At 42.8% G+C, this 16,929-nt stretch carries 15 protein-coding genes and 1 CRISPR repeat array (1 of these 16 cut by a window edge); of the genes, 6 read left to right on the top strand and 9 right to left on the bottom strand.

What is annotated here, in order from left to right; all coding sequences use genetic code 11:
• Nucleotides 1-44: 44 nt before the first annotated feature.
• From MA_RS19190 to MA_RS19160, 7 genes are all read right to left on the bottom strand, one after another.
• Nucleotides 45-1,160, bottom strand: coding sequence for an aldo/keto reductase (locus MA_RS19190; RefSeq protein WP_048066524.1), 1,116 nt, complete (start codon nt 1,158-1,160; stop codon nt 45-47).
• Between the two features lie 447 nt (nt 1,161-1,607).
• The gene (locus tag MA_RS19185; RefSeq protein WP_048065771.1) at nt 1,608-2,771 is read right to left on the bottom strand and encodes a glycosyltransferase family 4 protein; all 1,164 of its coding nucleotides are present in this window, start codon (nt 2,769-2,771) and stop codon (nt 1,608-1,610) included.
• A gap of 352 nt (nt 2,772-3,123) precedes the next feature.
• A complete protein-coding gene (locus MA_RS19180) occupies nt 3,124-4,152 on the bottom strand; it encodes a galactose-1-phosphate uridylyltransferase (RefSeq protein WP_011023587.1) in 1,029 nt (342 codons plus the stop codon).
• A 57-nt stretch (nt 4,153-4,209) separates the two neighbouring features.
• Nucleotides 4,210-6,003: a glycosyltransferase family 4 protein gene (locus MA_RS19175; protein WP_011023586.1), complete on the bottom strand. Its 1,794-nt coding sequence runs from the start codon at nt 6,001-6,003 to the stop codon at nt 4,210-4,212.
• Between the two features lie 376 nt (nt 6,004-6,379).
• On the bottom strand, nt 6,380-7,186 hold the full coding sequence (locus MA_RS19170) for a DUF1638 domain-containing protein (protein ID WP_048065770.1): 807 nt from the start codon (nt 7,184-7,186) through the stop codon (nt 6,380-6,382).
• A 604-nt stretch (nt 7,187-7,790) separates the two neighbouring features.
• Nucleotides 7,791-8,585, bottom strand: coding sequence for a DUF1638 domain-containing protein (locus tag MA_RS19165; protein WP_011023584.1), 795 nt, complete (start codon nt 8,583-8,585; stop codon nt 7,791-7,793).
• 160 nt (nt 8,586-8,745) lie between these two features.
• Nucleotides 8,746-9,570, bottom strand: coding sequence for an ABC transporter ATP-binding protein (locus MA_RS19160; protein ID WP_011023583.1), 825 nt, complete (start codon nt 9,568-9,570; stop codon nt 8,746-8,748).
• 570 nt (nt 9,571-10,140) lie between these two features.
• On the opposite strand from MA_RS19160, the gene MA_RS19155 reads away from it, so the two are divergent.
• Nucleotides 10,141-10,497 (top strand): hypothetical protein, encoded by a 357-nt coding sequence (locus MA_RS19155; RefSeq protein ID WP_011023582.1) that lies wholly within the window; start codon nt 10,141-10,143, stop codon nt 10,495-10,497.
• A gap of 252 nt (nt 10,498-10,749) precedes the next feature.
• Here the strand turns inward: MA_RS19155 and MA_RS19150 are convergent, their stop codons facing one another.
• Complete coding sequence (locus MA_RS19150) at nt 10,750-11,244, bottom strand: GNAT family N-acetyltransferase (protein WP_011023581.1); 495 nt, start codon at nt 11,242-11,244, stop codon at nt 10,750-10,752.
• Nucleotides 11,245-11,379: 135 nt separating this feature from the next.
• Between MA_RS19150 and MA_RS19145 the strand changes: the two genes are divergently transcribed.
• The 5 genes from MA_RS19145 (at nt 11,380) to cas2 (ending at nt 15,435) form a co-directional block, all read left to right on the top strand.
• Nucleotides 11,380-12,099 (top strand): DNA alkylation repair protein, encoded by a 720-nt coding sequence (locus tag MA_RS19145; protein WP_011023580.1) that lies wholly within the window; start codon nt 11,380-11,382, stop codon nt 12,097-12,099.
• Nucleotides 12,100-12,762: 663 nt separating this feature from the next.
• Nucleotides 12,763-13,503 (top strand): CRISPR-associated endoribonuclease Cas6, encoded by a 741-nt coding sequence (gene cas6, locus MA_RS19140; RefSeq protein ID WP_011023579.1) that lies wholly within the window; start codon nt 12,763-12,765, stop codon nt 13,501-13,503.
• A gap of 12 nt (nt 13,504-13,515) precedes the next feature.
• The gene (gene cas4, locus MA_RS19135) at nt 13,516-14,103 is read left to right on the top strand and encodes a CRISPR-associated protein Cas4 (RefSeq protein WP_011023578.1); all 588 of its coding nucleotides are present in this window, start codon (nt 13,516-13,518) and stop codon (nt 14,101-14,103) included.
• A 65-nt stretch (nt 14,104-14,168) separates the two neighbouring features.
• Nucleotides 14,169-15,170, top strand: coding sequence for a type I-B CRISPR-associated endonuclease Cas1b (gene cas1b / locus MA_RS19130; RefSeq protein WP_048065768.1), 1,002 nt, complete (start codon nt 14,169-14,171; stop codon nt 15,168-15,170).
• 1 nt (nt 15,171) lies between these two features.
• Nucleotides 15,172-15,435 (top strand): CRISPR-associated endonuclease Cas2, encoded by a 264-nt coding sequence (gene cas2, locus MA_RS19125; protein WP_011023576.1) that lies wholly within the window; start codon nt 15,172-15,174, stop codon nt 15,433-15,435.
• Nucleotides 15,436-15,464: 29 nt separating this feature from the next.
• Here cas2 and MA_RS29550 read toward each other — a convergent pair whose 3' ends face one another.
• The gene (locus tag MA_RS29550; RefSeq protein ID WP_281085358.1) at nt 15,465-15,596 is read right to left on the bottom strand and encodes a hypothetical protein; all 132 of its coding nucleotides are present in this window, start codon (nt 15,594-15,596) and stop codon (nt 15,465-15,467) included.
• Nucleotides 15,597-15,746: 150 nt separating this feature from the next.
• A CRISPR array of direct repeats spans nt 15,747-16,929; the repeat unit is 30 nt; unit sequence GTTAAAATCAGACCTTAGAGGGATTGAAAC; it runs 921 nt beyond the window's last position.

The following is a 16,929-nucleotide window of genomic DNA, read 5'->3' as shown; positions in this document are numbered from 1 at the left end:
TTAACGGTGGAATGATCAAAAATATAAAAGCCTGCCGGAAATTCTCATTTCTCTTTATCAAACCTAGTTGCGATCTCCTTCATGATTTCAGATATTGGCAGATGTTGCGGGCAACTCTTTTCACACTTGCAGCATTCTATGCAGTCGCTTGCTTTACCGTGACCAAAGACTGCATGTTGGTAATGCACAGTGGGGTAGTTGATATCTCCATACTTCATTGCATCATTATAAATTGAGAATAAAACGGGTATCTGGATATCCTGCGGACACCCCTCGACGCAGTACCGGCATGCAGTACAGGGGACCGCGGTACTCTTGCTAATGATCTCCTTGACTTCTTCGAGGACAGTATTTTCTTCAGGGGAAATCGGTGTCAGATTATCGAAGGTCTTGATATTATCCTTCACCTGTTCAATGGTGTTCATACCGCTCAGGACTATGAAAACTCCCTCAAATCCCGCAGCAAACCGAAGTGCCCACGAAGCAGGGGAATCCTCCGGATGGATCTTATGCATAAGTTTTTCCGCCTTTTCAGGGACCGAGGCAAGCGCCCCGCCTTTAACTGGCTCCATGACGATGATCGGTTTGTTATGTTTCCTCGCAACTTCGTAGCATCTGCGTGACTGGATGCTGATGTTTTCCCAATCGATATAATTTATCTGCAATTGCACAACATCCACATCGGGATGTTCTGTTAATATTTTAACAAGAACTTCCGGTGTGTCGTGAAACGAAAAACCTATATGCTTCACAACTCCCTCGTCCTTTTTCTGTCGAAGAAACTCAAAACCTCCGAGTTCTTCACATTGTTTATAGGTTTTGTTACCAAGGTTATGGAAGAGATAATAATCGAAATAGTCTACTCCACAACGTTTCAGCTGTTCGGTGAAAATATTCTCATAGTCCTCACTTTTTTTGAGATTATAGGTCGGCATCTTATCCGCGAGACAGAATTTTTCCCTGGGATACCGTTCTACAATTGCTTTTCTACAGGCGTCTTCAGCACACTGGGAATGATATGGCCAGCCGGTCTCAAAGTAAGTATAACCCGCTTTCATGAATTCATCAACGAGCCGATTAAAAAGATCCTGATCGATCGATTTCACATCGTCAGGACGGGTGAGTGGAAGACGCAACGTCCCGAATCCAAGTTTTTTCATAGCTAACATAATCAAGAAAAAATGATTATAAGTAATTTCCGTATTCTAAAAAAATAGCAATGTTTTATCTGAAAAGGTAACCGTTTTTTTCTATTGTATAAAATTGTCCTGAATTAAAATTGCAATGGCGCGGACATATCCCGCAGCAAACGACGGTATGTCCGCGTCAGCGCTATCAACCCTCAGCATAAGATCTCGCTTTATATGCAACCGTTTTTACACTTATTCGAGCAGTACTTTACACTACGTCTTTCTGAGTCAATTACAGTCCCAGAAATATACATTTCTTTGGTATGAAAGTACTTTCAATTACTTTTATTATTTGTGCCTGCTATTCGAAGAATATCATGTGTGTTTTTTTGAGGGGGTATCTGTATCCACTTTTAATTTAATTTTCTTTGTAGCAGCTTCGAGTTTAGAGACACGGTGAAACACTACTATTAGTGTTCAGGTTTTTTCTATTATTTTTTCGTATACTTCAAGGGTTTTTGTAGCTATCGTTTCCCAGTTGTATCTCTTTTTCAGGAGATCGTACCCCTTTTCTCCCATCCTGTTGCGGCCGAGCCCTTCAAGTACGTAATTGAGGCCCCAGGCAATGGACGAGGGCTCTTTATGGGCAATGACACCTGTCCTGAAGTTCTCAACAAGAGCGACTGCATCGCTTGCAACTACCGGCTTTCTTGCATCCCATGCCTCAAGCACGACTATCCCGAAGGGTTCGTTCCGGCTCGGGACACAGACAAGGTCACAGGCGTTAAACCAGTCTATGACGGTGTTATCCGGAGCATAACCAAGGAAATCGCAGGAGCCTCCGATCCCAAGCCTGTTAGCCTGGTTTTCACATTGATTCCGCATCTCTCCTTCTCCTATAAGCACAAACCGGGCATCCCGTTTCCTCAGGACTTTTGCTGCGGCTTCGACTAACAGATCCGGTCCCTTTTGGTAAGACATCCTTCCGGTAAAGAGCACCACGGGAAGGCAGGGGTGGATACCGTAGTTTCTTTTTATTTCTCCGGGGTCAATTTCCCTCTTTATTTTTCCCACGTTTATCCCATTGGGGATCTCCCAGAGCTTATAATCGGGAAGTTTGTATATGTGCTTGATTTCGTCTTTCAAAATCGTAGACGTAACAATTACATCGGAAGCTTCATACCCGCCAAGCCACTCCCTGTGTGAAATCTCTTTTGCTTCCCACCAGTCTCCGTGGCGGTTTCCATTACGCCCCCATTCCGTACTGTGAAAAGTCAGGACAAAAGGCAGCCCAAATTGGGCTTTAAGCCTGCAGAGGACATTTACAGGATGCCAGTCGTGCCCGTGGAGGATATCAAACTCTCCAGCTTCCTCCTGCACGTCCAGGAACCGACAGTACATGGCGTCGCACATCCTGTTCATCTGTTCAACTATTCCTCCATACCGGTCGCACTCCACTCTGTGGTAGTGAACTCCTTTGATGATTTCATCACTATTATCTTTGCCTCGTGTAAAAAGGTGAATATCATGACCTTTGGCTGCAAGAGCCTCAGAGAGTTCGGATACATGGGGTGAAATCCCACCTACACGTATCGAATACAAACTTTCCCAGCTAAACATTCCTACTCGAATCTTTTTCATAGACTCACTCATTCCTTTTTGTCAAGTGAAGGACATTGCGGCTGCTAAAAGTTACAGGTATCCCCCAGCCTGTTTTGTTAAAACCCTTCAGTTTTACCTGATATATTTCCAGATCGGTAACCGGTAAACTCAGGTTGCGCCTTTCTTGTCGTAATTTCTCTATCCTTCTTCCTCTAAAACCCTTCACGTACCTATTCAGAACAGGAATTCTCCAGATATGCCTGTTCACAGGATGATTTTCGCGTTAAGGATACATCTCTATACTTCCCTAACTTTATCCTTTTTAATTGTACATAAATATATCTCCGTTTTTTTCCCTATGTTCTACAGCGGAAACTTTCACTCCAGCTGTTTATTTTTCTCTCCCGACTTTCTCCCGAGTCGGCTCATTAATATCCCCCCTCAGATATGAAGCTGCCTTTTCAGGGGAAACCGTATTGATGTAAATTCCGGTATTCAATTCAAACCCCGCAGCCGTGGAGATCCTGGGCATCAGCCTCAGGTTCAGGTGGTACTCTGGTGTCTCAAAAAGCTGGTAGAACATGTGGTTATAAGGCAGGTTCCCCAGTACTTTTCCATAACTCCTGAGGACCGCTCTCAAAATTTCCCCGAGAGCAAAAAGGAGTTCCGGACTGAAATCTCCCAGGAAACTAATATGTTCTTTTGGAAGGATCCATACTTCAAAGGGTCCTGTTGAATAGTAAGGGGCAAAAGCCACAAATTTGCTATTTTCACGGATAAGGCGTGTCGAAGTTTTTTCTTTTTCAAGGAGCACACAGTAAGGGCATTTTTCTCCTTCCCTGATAGCCTTCAGTTCCCTTTCCAGAACCTGAGGGCAAACCGGCAGGGCGAGGAGCTGGCTATGTGAGTGGTTCTGTGAAGCGCCTGCAGCTTTTCCGGAGTTTTTGAACAGGGAAACATAACGGATTTTTTCACGGGCTGCGTAATGGCATACTCTGTCCTTATAGACTCCCATAAGCCCGGATATCTCAGCATCGGAGAATTCCTCAAGTTTTTTCCCGTGTACGGGGGACTCCACTATTACCTCATGGAAACCGAATCCAGGAAAAGCTTCAAGCCCTTTTCCGCGAAATCCGGGAGAGGGCGGAGCAGGAGAAAGTGCGGGATAGAGGTTTGGAAAACAGCGAAAATCCCAGTTGCGGACTCGTTTTTTTTCGGTATCGGCAAAGATCTCCCCCTTCTTATATGCCGCAGTTGCAGGAGGTGTTTTTTCTTCATTCCCTCCGCAGAACACGCAGCTTTCAGAATGATTTTTTTCGGAATCTTTGGCTGCCCCTGCAAAATCCGAAGGTCTTTTAGCTCTCCCTTCGGCAATTATGCAGTATTCGGGGAGAAAATAGTGCTTTCTGATTTCTGACATTTTCGGAAAACCTCAATCTACTCATGATTTCCTCTTTTACCTATTTAGGAGTCCTCATTATTTCTTTTTACAAAAGCGTGCCCCGCTTATCAATTCATAATACTGTTCTGCGGGTTTTTCCCAGCCCATGTCCTTTGCAAGGAGAAAAGCTTCCCTGCAGAGAAGTTTGTATTTCACCCGGTCGTCTATGAAATTTCTGGTAAAGTAACTGACTGAAAGGGCGTAGTCAAGGACGGTCTCGTAGTAAGAGAGGTCTATATTGTCTACCACTATTACTCCGCCCAGGCCTTCTACCAGGGACTCGATAGTTTTTATGGCATCGCTGAAACCGCAGACCCGGCTTACCACGCTTGGGGTCCCCTCTCTTCCGGCTTCGAGCCCCGTGAGCAGGAAGGGATCATAACGGGAAGGAAAAACTCCGGCACAGCAGCCAGCCATGAAGTCCCTTACCCCCATTCCCAGCCCACCGTCCCCGGGAGAGATGATCTGGGGGTAGAGCATAGCAGCAACCGAACGTTTTCCTCTTACCATTTTCGGGAAGTCAAGCTCTCTTTCCTCTATCATCTGCTGAAGCCTCAGCTCGTTTCCTACAAGCACATCTTTTGGAAGATTTACCGGGAACCCTTCCGGAAGGTTGGTTTTAGGGCCTTCCGTAGCTACAAGGAAACAGATCACCTTTATCCCCTCTTCCATATGCCCTTCCATGATGCTGTTCCTTATTATATGCTCGAGAGCTACAAGGGAATCGAGAAGGTCAGGGTACCCTTTGTTTTCAACCTCTATGCGGGAGATTGTGAAAATGGGGATAATCTTTTCGGGCTCGATCTTTTCCCCCCCGTAGTATCTGTACAGGTTTTCGGAAAGGAAATTCCGGATCTTTGAGAGGGAGAGTTCTTTTCGGCTCCAGTCTATTTTTTCGGCTTCGATTGTTATCCCGTTTCTAATAACAATCCCGTTAATTCCGTAAAAAAGTCGGGCTTCCTGGCGCGTGGATTCCCCTACTGCAGTAACCATGTCTGCGTACATGGCAAGGGCTTCGAGGGAGGCAAGGTTCTCAGGTACTCCCGGAGGCCACGTGCTGTCATTATTTCTTCTTTTCTGGATGGAGTTGTATCCGGCAGCTCTGCCGGGGATAGTAGCATGCAGGGTTGCAACGGAGTTTGTCGGGATTCCCAGTTTCCTAAGTCTCGCAGGAGCATAAAATACCCCAAATTCATGGCAGTGCAGGGAAACCCCCGGACAGGGAATTAATTCTTTCTCCTGGTCTTTCTCTTCTGCCAAAGTTTTGGGAGCCGAACTTACAAGAAGCTGGATCAGCTCGGAAATCGAATGTGAAAGAGAAAGGTAATGAGTATATTCCGCGCCATTTGGCATGCCTTCATATCTGAGGGAGTCAAGCCCCAGGAGTTCGTAGGCTTCGGCTTTGACCCTGCTTTCGAGAGTCATATCTTTCCCCCCATAGGTTGAACGGATTTTTCCAAAATCAGAGGTCTGGAATTGCAGGTAACCTATCCTGGTTTCTCCGACCAGTTCTTCTCCTGTGAAAACTTTAATGCCCTCGTCTTCAAGGGCTTTCAGGCTTTTTTTGAGTTCTCCGTCAGTGCTGAGAGGAGCAAGCCCGTTCATATCCGTAATCCTGTTCAAACCCCGGTTCCAGTCCGCGCCCCTGTGCCCGAAATACGGGCCCGCAACAAGGATCTCGGTATTTTCTTTTGCCTTCTTTAATTTCCCGGAGTCAAAAAGAGTCGCAAGGGTGTGTGCCTCTTCATGAATGACGTTCCAGATCCCGCCCATTTTATTTGAGGCAGGCCCTGCCTCTTCTCCGGCAATTATAATGAAATGGTTTCCCAATTCTGAATTCCCCCTAATGTTTTTTTTGCCGTTAGGTTTCGTGTTAACTTTTTATTTTCTATGAATATTAATGCCTCTCAATTTATAAAGTAAACTGATGTATACGGTGAAGCAGAGAAGTGCATAATAAATATGTGCAAGATGTGATCGCGATGTGTAAGATATGGCAAATATTTGGAAGATATGACAAATATGTGTGGGGAATATGTGTGAGATAGAAAACCGTGTCAATATGTTTTCCAGAACCTATCTTCCAGGACCGACCTTTAAGGATTGAATCAAAAAAATAGAAAACGATTCCGGAATCTGATGAAGCAGGATAGAAACTTTTCAGGCCCCGGTTTTCGGACTCGGATTCGGACTCGGATCCTGGTTTTCAGGTCTGGGAATGAGGGCAGGCCTCTAACATTGAGGCTTTTGTTTTTGCATAACAATTCTCCACAAGCTGCAGAGTCCCTTCGAGGTCCGTAACCTCAAACTCAAAGAGCGTAGAGAACTCTTTTACCCGGGCATCAAAGTCTTTTTCGTAGGCAAGGCCTGTATTTACCCTTGCAACCCTTTTGTAACCTGCATAGTCAAAGACGAATTTCGACATCTCAATATCATCCGGGTTCCGGCTCAGACCGGCAGTCCGGATCATTTCCCTCCAGTTCACGGCCCACATGGGGGTCAGGAAAAAGGTCCCTGCGCCTCTACAGCTTTTCAGGGCTTCTAGGTAGTGCCCCCTGCCTCCGAGGACAGCCCCTATGCAGTCGTCTACGATTTCTCCGTTCTCTTCTTTCAGGATACTCACCCTGCAGTCCAGGGCTCTGAAGTCCTCTTCAATTTTCCCGAGCACGTTTCCGCAAAGCCCGTAAAAGAGCAGGACTCCGTCCGAGCGGGGCGCCATAAGTTCTACTTTTGAATAAACGGTTTTTTTGAGGTTTTCAGGGATTGCATGGAGGGCAAGTTCAAGCATGTATATGATCAGGGTTAAACCTTCACCTTTCCCTGCGGATTTTTCGGGAATCGCTTCAAGGGGGAGCGCAGTATGTGCAATTCCCGCTTCTGCCATCTTTCTCATGATCCCGCCGCAGTCTTCGTTTTCCACCACAAGCACTTTTCCGATCTCAGGGTCGTTTTCAAGAAGGTGCATTATCTCGTCTTCGAACATCCTGCACCCTATTATGGTCATTACTGGCATGTAGACTCCTCTGGCATGTACAAATCTTTATTTCCCATATTTTGAAAAGCTGACCGGGCAGCTCCTGAGGGATTCCATGTAATCTCCGGAAGAATGTTTTTAAAAATAATATGCTTTAAAAATCAGATTTTTTAAAAAGCCTAAAAAGATTCAACTTAATTTGCCGGCATTTAAATATATTCAGTTATTATTTTACGTGTATCCATATATATCTGAGCGTTAAAATAATGCACTGATCAATCATCTGGTACATTTCAATAACTTGACCTAATGCCATCAAGACAATTTTTCAGGTTCTTTATGGTAATTTCAAAAAAGCTAATCGTTTTTTATCCAGTCCCATTTTTATCCAATCCCATTTGACCCAATTTTATTTTGATCCAATCTTATTTTGACCCAATCTTATTTTGACCCAATCTTATTTCGACCCAATCTTATTTTGACCCAATCCCATTTGACCCAATCTAATTTTTATCCAATCCCATTTGACCCAATCTAATTTTTATCCAATCTAATTTTGAATCAATTCCATTTTGATACAATCTAATTTAGAGCCAGTCCGCAAGTAGTGAAGTTTTTAAGGTTCTTTTTGGATAGAACCTTTTCAGGCTCTGAGCGGATTGAGAAGCATTTTTTTCATTAGCCTGTACGACTTTTGAGCTATTTCAGTACTGCCTTCAAGTTCTATGACCTCGAACCCGAACTTAAGTGCAAATTCTTCAATTTTTTTCTCAAAATCAGGTTCATAGGAGAGCCCTGTGTCAATCTTTGCAACTTTTCGATATCCGAGTTCTCTCATGTTTTCAGGGGTGAATTCAAAACTCGGGATCGATTTATCTCCCAACCTGAAAGCTTTTTCCCAGTTTACGGCCCACATGGGGGTTAAGAAAAAGGTATCACTGTGTTTTTTCAGGGTTTCCCGGTAGCGGGAGGTGCCTCCGAGGGCTGCTGCAATACAGTCTTCAAGGGGCTGAGACGGTTCGCCTTCGCTCCTGTCCTGAAGTAGCTTCAGGGAACACCTGAAAAATGAACAATCTTTCTGCATCCGGGATAAAGCATGTCCGCAAAGCCCATAAAAAAGGAGGATCCCGTCTGCAAACCTGGACATCAGGTTCAGGTTTGTATATGTTCTGCTTTTGAGCCTGGAAGGGTCCGTATGGAGTCCTATCTCCTGAAGCTGGACAATGACGCTGAACTCGTCCCTTTGCTTCAGGTGGGTTCTTAATTCATAAAATGGAAGGACTACCGGATCAAGCCCCTGGGATTTAAGTTTGTGCAGGAGCCCTATATTTTCTTCATTTTTTATGATGTAAATCTTTTCCGCTTCAGGGTCGTTTGTAAGCACATGGACAATTTCATCTTCGAAGATCCTGCAGCCGATTATGCCCATCACTGTCATAATATAAACTTTTCCCGGGACTATTAAAGAATATCCTTATCAGGAGAGCTAATAACTCTTAGCGGAAAACAAGGGTTTTTTAATTTTGAGTCTATTTCCTCCGTCCCGGTTAGCTCTGAAAGGGGAGGATTTTCAGGGCTGGGTCCGGGATATGCTTTTTTCAACTCCAGGCCTGGTAGTAACCTTCTTTTTCCAGGACTTTTACCGGGAGGGAGAAAAGTTCCGAGAGGTTTGCGTCTGTCAGGATCTCTTCTTTCTTCCCGTCCCTGAAGATTTTCCCTTCCTTTATGAGGACCACACGGCTGATTTCGGGTATAACGTCCTGCAGGTTGTGGGTGACAAGAATCACACTTTTGCCTGAGAGCGCAATTTTCCGGACGCTTTCGCGGAAGCCGTGAAGGGCTTTTAAGTCAAGGCTGTTTGCGGGTTCGTCTAAAAAGAGCGCCTGCGGGTCGTGCACAAGAGCCCTCCCTATCAGCACTCTTCTTGCTTCTCCTGTGGAAAGCTCGCACATCGGCCGCTCTTCGAGGTGAGAAATCTCAAGGAAGTCCAGAACCTCTTCTGCTCTCGCTTCCATTTCCGGGGTCACTTCGTGGTTGTAATATATGCCTATGCTGCTGAAAAACCCGGAGAGCACCACATCCAGGACCCCGATCCGGCGGCAGCAGGTCTGCTGGAGTTCTCCAGAGACTATCCCGAGAAGCTTCCTGAGCTCAAAGACGTTCCAGGTCTCCTTCCCCATTATTTTCAGTACGAGCCCGTCGGCCGCTGCAAGAGGATGGTACTCTTTTGTTAAGGTTTTGATGAGGGAGGACTTGCCGGAGCCGTTGGGCCCGATAATTGCAACGTGTTCTCCGGGATTGATGGAGAGTGATACGGAGTCAAGGATCTTTTTCCCGCCCCTAACCACCGTAACATTTTTCATTTCCAGAAGAGAAGACGAGTTCTCAATCTCCGGTTTTTCGAATTGTTCAGCCATTAGCATCATCTTTTAGTTTGAGTCCGACTTTCAGTCATTAGTTAATTCATAGTCTCCAGCAAGGCTCTCACTTCGGGATTCCACCGGACTTCTTTTGCTGGTTCCTTTTTGCTGTGATCGCCTTTGATGAAATTATCTGTTGTCGGAGTTTTCCTCTTAGTTGAAATTCTCCTTTTTAAATCTTTTCCATACTTACAGAATACTTCCTCACTTTATTAAAAACAGGGCTAAAAATATTCATAAACTTTACATATTGAGTACATCGGGTATATGTTAGAAATACTCTTCTATCTATGCTCAAAACCAACTTCAGGAGCCCGTAATATCTCTTTTTTTATTTTATTCCTGAAAAAATCCTGTTAAATATATATTTTATTGTTTTCAATCTTATTCAAGCTCGTTTAAATCTTTATTTCGTATTCAGGAGCTCATAAACACCTTAAATATTATTAAAACCAGTTGTGGGCTCCTTACTAAAATTTGTGAACCTCTACCTTAGTTTCTTACGCTTATATAATCTCACAAAATAAAGTCGCTTTTAATTAAAAACAAAGAAGTAATAAGAGGGGGGTTTTCTTGGAAGTAGGCTATGCTTGGAGTTCGTTCAGGTCTTATCTGTACGATATCCGCTTTATCATCCTTTTCTATGTGATAGGGGACTGGGCTTCTACGTTTTACGCACTGCCTTTCGGCACAGAATATAACCCTGTTCCTGCCATGATCCTTGAAAAGTATGGAATTTATCATCTACTGCTTATAAAAATTGCATTCATCCTTTTGCTCTTTTACGTAGCTCCGGCGATAAAAACTTCAAAGGAACGCTGGACTCTCACAAAACACGTCATAGAATCCGTGGGCATCCTTGTAACCGCAAATAACCTTATGGTAGTCTGGTACGGAATAAGCCTTGTAGAGACTCTGGGGCTGGTCTGAGTTTCTACAGATCCCCCTTATCCGGGCTTTGTTTCCTCAGTTTTTATTTTTCTCGCCTGTTGATTAAGGTTCCAATTTTGCTTCTGCCCTGCTTCTGCTCTGCTCTGCTTCTGCTCTGCTTCTGCTTCTGCCTCGCCGCTATCTGCTGCTTGCTTGGGAACAGTATTTTGTCTGTTTTGGCATTTTGCCTGTTTTGGTATTTTGTCTGTTTTGGGATCTGCCCGGTTCCGGGAGCTTGCCTGTTATGGTATTTTACCTGGTTTTCGCGTATACGAAACAGTCGTAGTACCCTTTTCCTATCCTGTGGATTTTTTTTGCCACGCCTTCTTTTTCGTACCCGCACTTGAGGGCAACCTGCTCGCTCGCCAGATTTCGAATATCCATCAGGATGGCAATCCTCTGCAATTTCAGTTCGTCAAAACCGATTTTCTCAAGCTGCCTTACGGCTTCGGTTGCGATTCCCTGCCCGCAGTAATCCTTATCTACGAGATATCCGATTTCCCCTACCCACGGCCTGTGCTGGTCGATCCTGATCCCGCAGGCTCCTACGAGTTTCCCGTCAAAAAAAATCGAATAGTTGTGTTCAAAATTGGTTTTTCTTTTTACCTCGTTCAGATTCAGGAAGCGTTTTTCGTCCTCAAGGGTTTCTACCGGGACTTCTATGTATTCAAAGTCCGTTTGTGTGAAGATTTCAAAAAAACGTTTGGCATCTGAAAGTTCCTGAGGGCGAATCTTTACATGAGGCATGATGGAAAATAAGCTTCCCTCATGAAAAATGTTTTTGACGCCTCCCTTATGCCTCTCTTATACCTCCTTTATACCTCCCTGATTTTTCCTTCTGAAAAAGAAACTATAAGAACACCTTTGATTTAATAAAGAACTGTGCAAACCGATATCGTATCCAGGGTCAGGAAAGACTTAATAGAAAACGTTGACGAAAAGGCGAAAAACAGCTGTTCCCGCTTTTTTAAAGAGGAAGTGAAATGCCACGGGGTCAGGGCGGCTGCGGTCAGAAAAATCACAAAGGACTATTTTAAGGAACTGAAATCGGCAGGCCAGGCGGATAAGGAAAATATATTTGCCCTCGGGGACCCCCTTCTGCAGTCGGACTACTGCGAGGAAGCCTTTGTCGCCTTTGAGTGGGCATACATGGTAAGAGCCGAATACACCGAAGCCGATTTCTTCGTTTTTGAGCACTGGGTCGAGAACTACGTCAACAACTGGGCGAAATGCGACACCCTCTGCAACCACACGGTTGGCTCTTTTATCGAAAAATTCCCCTCTTACATTGAAAACCTCAAACTCTGGGCGCAATCGGACAACCGCTGGTTCAGGCGGGCGTCAGCCGTAACCCTCATCCTGCCTGCAAGAAAAGGCCTTTTCCTGCCCGAGATCTTCGAAATCTCAGACCTCCTCCTCACGGACAAAGACGACATGGTCCGGAAAGGCTACGGCTGGATGTTAAAAGAAGCCAGCAAACCCCACCTGCAGGAAGTCTTCGACTACGTCATGAAAAACAAAAAAGAAATGCCCAGGACCTCCCTCAGGTACGCAATCGAAAAGTTCCCTGCAGACCTCCGGGCCAAAGCTATGGAAAAGTAAGCCTGAAATCCCGGGCTTGAAGACTAAAGAATCAAGGACTGAGGATTAACGAAACGAGGATCGAAGATTAAAAAATTGAGGATTAAAGGTTAGAGAAAAGACGATTTTAATTTACAGAGGAAAGACGATTTTAATTTACAGAGGAAAGACGATTTTAATTTATAGAGGAAAGACGATTTTAATTTACAGAGAAAGATCAGAGGGAGCAGGGAGTCTTTTCGATGCAGTACCCCCATACTACATCCTGAAACTCCTTCTCCCCCATATTCTCTTTGTCTCATTTCCCATATATTTTACCTGCAGTCTGGTCTGCAGGCGGGTCCATTATGCAAGCTTTGTCTGTCTGCCAATTACCTCAATGTCTTCACAAGTATTTTTTTCTTTTTACCCATCAATGATAACGATTTGATATTTCGGAAGTTTTGATGGGAAAATTTACTCTTCCTTCACTTCTTCTATGCTTCTCCGGCTAGCGTAATGCGATGATAACTTTCTATTTTTATTTATTGAGACATAATGTGAAGGTGTGAACATTTGAGAAATTAGGGTAAAGGACGGTGGGAGTTAAGATTTGTAAGTTTGTCAGGGAAACAGCTTACTAATTTTCTTCTTTTTCTCACAATTTGTGTTTGTTATAAATACAAAATATCACAATAGTTCTTTATGAGATGCAGGGTAAGTATCCGAAAAATATCTCCCTATCCGCTTCATTATGATTATCAGTATGGCCTTGCTTCCATGCTATACTCTAAATTAGCCACCTCAAATGTAGAGCTTGCGGCTAAAACTCACAGCAAGCAAGGTTTTAAGTTCTATACTTTTTCAAATCTCGTTCTTGATGATAGAATCCCCGAAAAGAATGGGCTAAATTTCAAGACGGCTCATTTTTTCCTATCATCTCCTGATCCTGAGTTCATAAGAAGTTTTGCGGAAGGGCTTTTGCTTGAACCGGAGTTTTTTCTCGGGAACAATGAAAACAAAGTCAGTTTCATAATTGAAAGAATTGAAGTTCTTCCTGCAGTACATTTTTCGGATATGTGTACTTTCAGGACTCTCTCGCCTATCTACTTAAAAACCCTGAGAAAGCAGAATGATAAACTAGTAGAATTCGATCTGTACCCTAAAGACTCGAAATTCCATGAAAACCTGCATAAAAATCTGGTTGCCAGGTATGAAGAATTTTACGGATCAAAAATCGAGAAAGACTTTTTTGAAATCCTAAATATCCCCAATTTCAAACCCAAGCGTGTAAAAATCGAAAACAATTATAGGCGCTGCAGTTTGATGGATTTTTCTATCTCTGCAAACCCGGAGCTCCTTAAATTTGCTTATGATGCCGGGCTGGGTGAAAAAAACGCTATGGGGTTCGGATGTCTGGATCTATTGCAGGTAAACACAAAGTAAGGAGACTCAGGAGTGAATAATGAGGCTGGTAAAGATAACGACTGTGGTTTAAATGATCTGGAAGATCGTCCCGAAACAAGTATACATGCAGAAGTTTTCCTTGACTCTGTTCGTATTACTGGAGTTAAGGTAAACTATTACCACATATGCAAGACAAAACTCTGGCTATTTTCTCATAATATTACTCTTGAGAAAGGTGATGATAATGTTGCTTTAGGAAAAATTCTGCACGAAGATCGTTATAAGAAGAATTCTAAAAACATTACCATTGATGGAATAAGCATCGATTTTGTGAAAACAGGGAAAAGAATTGAGATTCACGAAATCAAGAAAAGCAAAAAAATGGATGCTGCCGATAGGGCTCAGCTTTTATTTTACCTTTATTACCTCAAGAAAAGAGATTTTGATGCCGTGGGGGTTTTAAATTACCCTCTTCTTAATAAAATAGAAAAAGTTGAATTGAATCCCGAAGATGAGGACGCGACTGAAAGAGAAATTGAGGAGATTAAAAAAATAGTTCTTGGCTCAATGCCTGTGCCAGCTCATAAGAAAATTTGTTCAAGATGTGCTTATCAGGAATTCTGTTTTTGTGGGGAATGAGATGAAAACGGACATGAATTGCTTCAAAGTGATGAAACTATTGAGAAGTAAGAGGAGGTAAAAGAATCCGCGAAGATTTTTACATTTTACAGGATGGAATTTTGAAGAGAAAAGAAAACACAGTCTATTTTGAAAACAAAGACAGCAGAAAGATCCTGCCAATAAACAAAATAAACTCTATTTTCGCTTATGGTAATCTTTCTTTCTCGTCAGGAGTCGTCTCCTATCTTTCAAAAGAAGGAATTCCGATCCATTTTTTTAATTACTACGGGTTCTATGAGGGTTCGATGTATCCACGGGAAACCCTGGTCAGTGGAGATCTTGTAATTCGGCAGGCTGAAAATTATCTCAATTCTGAAAGACGGTTGTGCCTTGCTGGAAAATTTATTGAGGGTGCCTGTGGAAATATCCTGAAAAACCTCAGGTATTATGCAAGAACCCGGGAGGACGTTCAGGAAGCAGTTGGAGATTATGCAACTTCAATAGAAACTGAGTTTTCCCGCCTGAAAGATGCAGAGACAATACCCTCAATGATGAGAACGGAAGGGAAAATCAGGGAACTCTACTACAATGCACTCGATGAAATATTCCCTGAGGAATACAGGATAATAAAACGCACTAGAAGACCGCCGGAAAATAAAATGAATACGCTAATCAGTTTTGGGAATTCTCTCGTTTATTCCACGACCCTTTCAGAGATTTACAATACTCAGCTCAATCCTACAATTTCATACCTGCATGAGCCTTTTGAACGCAGGTTTTCTTTATCTCTCGACGTGAGTGAGATTTTCAAGCCAATTCTGGTAGACAGGATAATTTTTAAACTTATTAACAAAAATATGCTGGATGATAGCTGTTTCAGGGGAGAAATCGGAAACATGCTACTTAGCGAGAAAGGAAAAAAGATCTTCCTCAAAGAGTATGATGAAAAGCTCAAAACCACTATCAAACACAAAGGCCTGAACAGGAATGTATCTTATAAAAGCCTGATCCGGCTGGAGCTGTACAAAATTTCAAAACATGTTCTTGGAGTGGAAGATTATAAACCTCTTGTGATGTGGTGGTAAAATGTATGTGGTAATTGTGTACGATGTAGGAGTAGAACGGGTAAACAAAGTGAGATCTTTTTTAAGGGAATATATGAACTGGGTTCAGAACAGTGTCTTTGAAGGTGAACTCACAAAAGCCGAATTCCTGAAAATTAAGTCAAGGCTTAAAGAACTCATCCAGGAAAGTTCTGACCATATCATTTTCTACAGCTCAAGAGACAGAAAATATCTTGGAATCGAAGATCTAGGAACTCCAAAAGCAGATACAAGCAACATAATTTGATCTGCCAGATCTGTAATTTCATTCCTTAATCAATCCTCCTCTATGATCCAATTCTTTATTAATATATTTCTCATCGTTCCTCCATTTACAGTTCCGTTTTTTCTCTTTTTTTCGTGGATCCTTATATATGAAGCTCCAGATGAACAATCCACGAAACCCACTCTTAAATCTCTCTCAAAAAAAGAATACTTTTATATCGTAAAGCACACAAATAACATTGCCTAAAAACAGCATCATAACCCCGAATTCTTCAACTTTCGTTTGAAAAGATCATGCATCTAATTTGCATAAATTCGGGGGAAATTTCCTTGGTTAAAATCAGACCTTAGAGGGATTGAAACTGAGATCCACGTATATATTATTTGTCGCGGTGGAATGTTAAAATCAGACCTTAGAGGGATTGAAACCTCTCTCATTTTCGGAGTGGCTCCGAGCATAGCATGTTAAAATCAGACCTTAGAGGGATTGAAACGTTATCCGGAAATCCCCGCAGGCGTTCGCATTCAACGTTAAAATCAGACCTTAGAGGGATTGAAACATATCTGAAGTGTATATATATGAATATGAAGATGTAGTTAAAATCAGACCTTAGAGGGATTGAAACGCATATCTTCAGTTTCGTTTCGATAGTCCTCTGCAACTTGTTAAAATCAGACCTTAGAGGGATTGAAACTCATACTGCCTGACACTATGCCCCGTTGGATTATGTTAAAATCAGACCTTAGAGGGATTGAAACAAGGAGAGAACATGAAACAATATGAAGTTTCAGCAGGTTAAAATCAGACCTTAGAGGGATTGAAACGGTCTCAGATGCGGTTTACCTGGCATTCTTGAAGTGTTAAAATCAGACCTTAGAGGGATTGAAACCTTGAATATGAACTCGATGCGAAGAATGTAAGGCTGTTAAAATCAGACCTTAGAGGGATTGAAACATTTTCTCCTGGATCTCAGGAGTTAGCTTAGACTTCAAGTTAAAATCAGACCTTAGAGGGATTGAAACAACTGCTTAGAGGCATCTATCGAAGGCTCACTTACAAAGTTAAAATCAGACCTTAGAGGGATTGAAACTTCTAACATCCATCTCATACCGAGAACTCAACCTATGATAGTTAAAATCAGACCTTAGAGGGATTGAAACGTCGGTGTTGTCCAGGTCCCTGCTCCTGAAGAAATCGTTAAAATCAGACCTTAGAGGGATTGAAACTAAAAAAGATGAGAAACCATACGAATGGAAAGATTGTTAAAATCAGACCTTAGAGGGATTGAAACTAGTTTATGACGTTAGCTACCCCTGCTGAATCTCCTGAGCGTTAAAATCAGACCTTAGAGGGATTGAAACCTCGTCGTCCTCTATGGTTACGGGAGGCTTATAGGTATAAGGTTAAAATCAGACCTTAGAGGGATTGAAACACAGCTTGATTTCTTGAGAGTCAACAAAAAAATATAGTTAAAATCAGACCTTAGAGGGATTGAAACGTCGTCAATATAATTAC

Origin of the sequence: Methanosarcina acetivorans C2A (genome assembly GCF_000007345.1) — an archaeon.
In the GTDB taxonomy this organism is placed as follows: Archaea; Halobacteriota; Methanosarcinia; order Methanosarcinales; family Methanosarcinaceae; genus Methanosarcina; species Methanosarcina acetivorans.
Note: the sequence above shows the minus strand (reverse complement) of the source record. Positions and strands in the feature narration are given on the sequence as shown.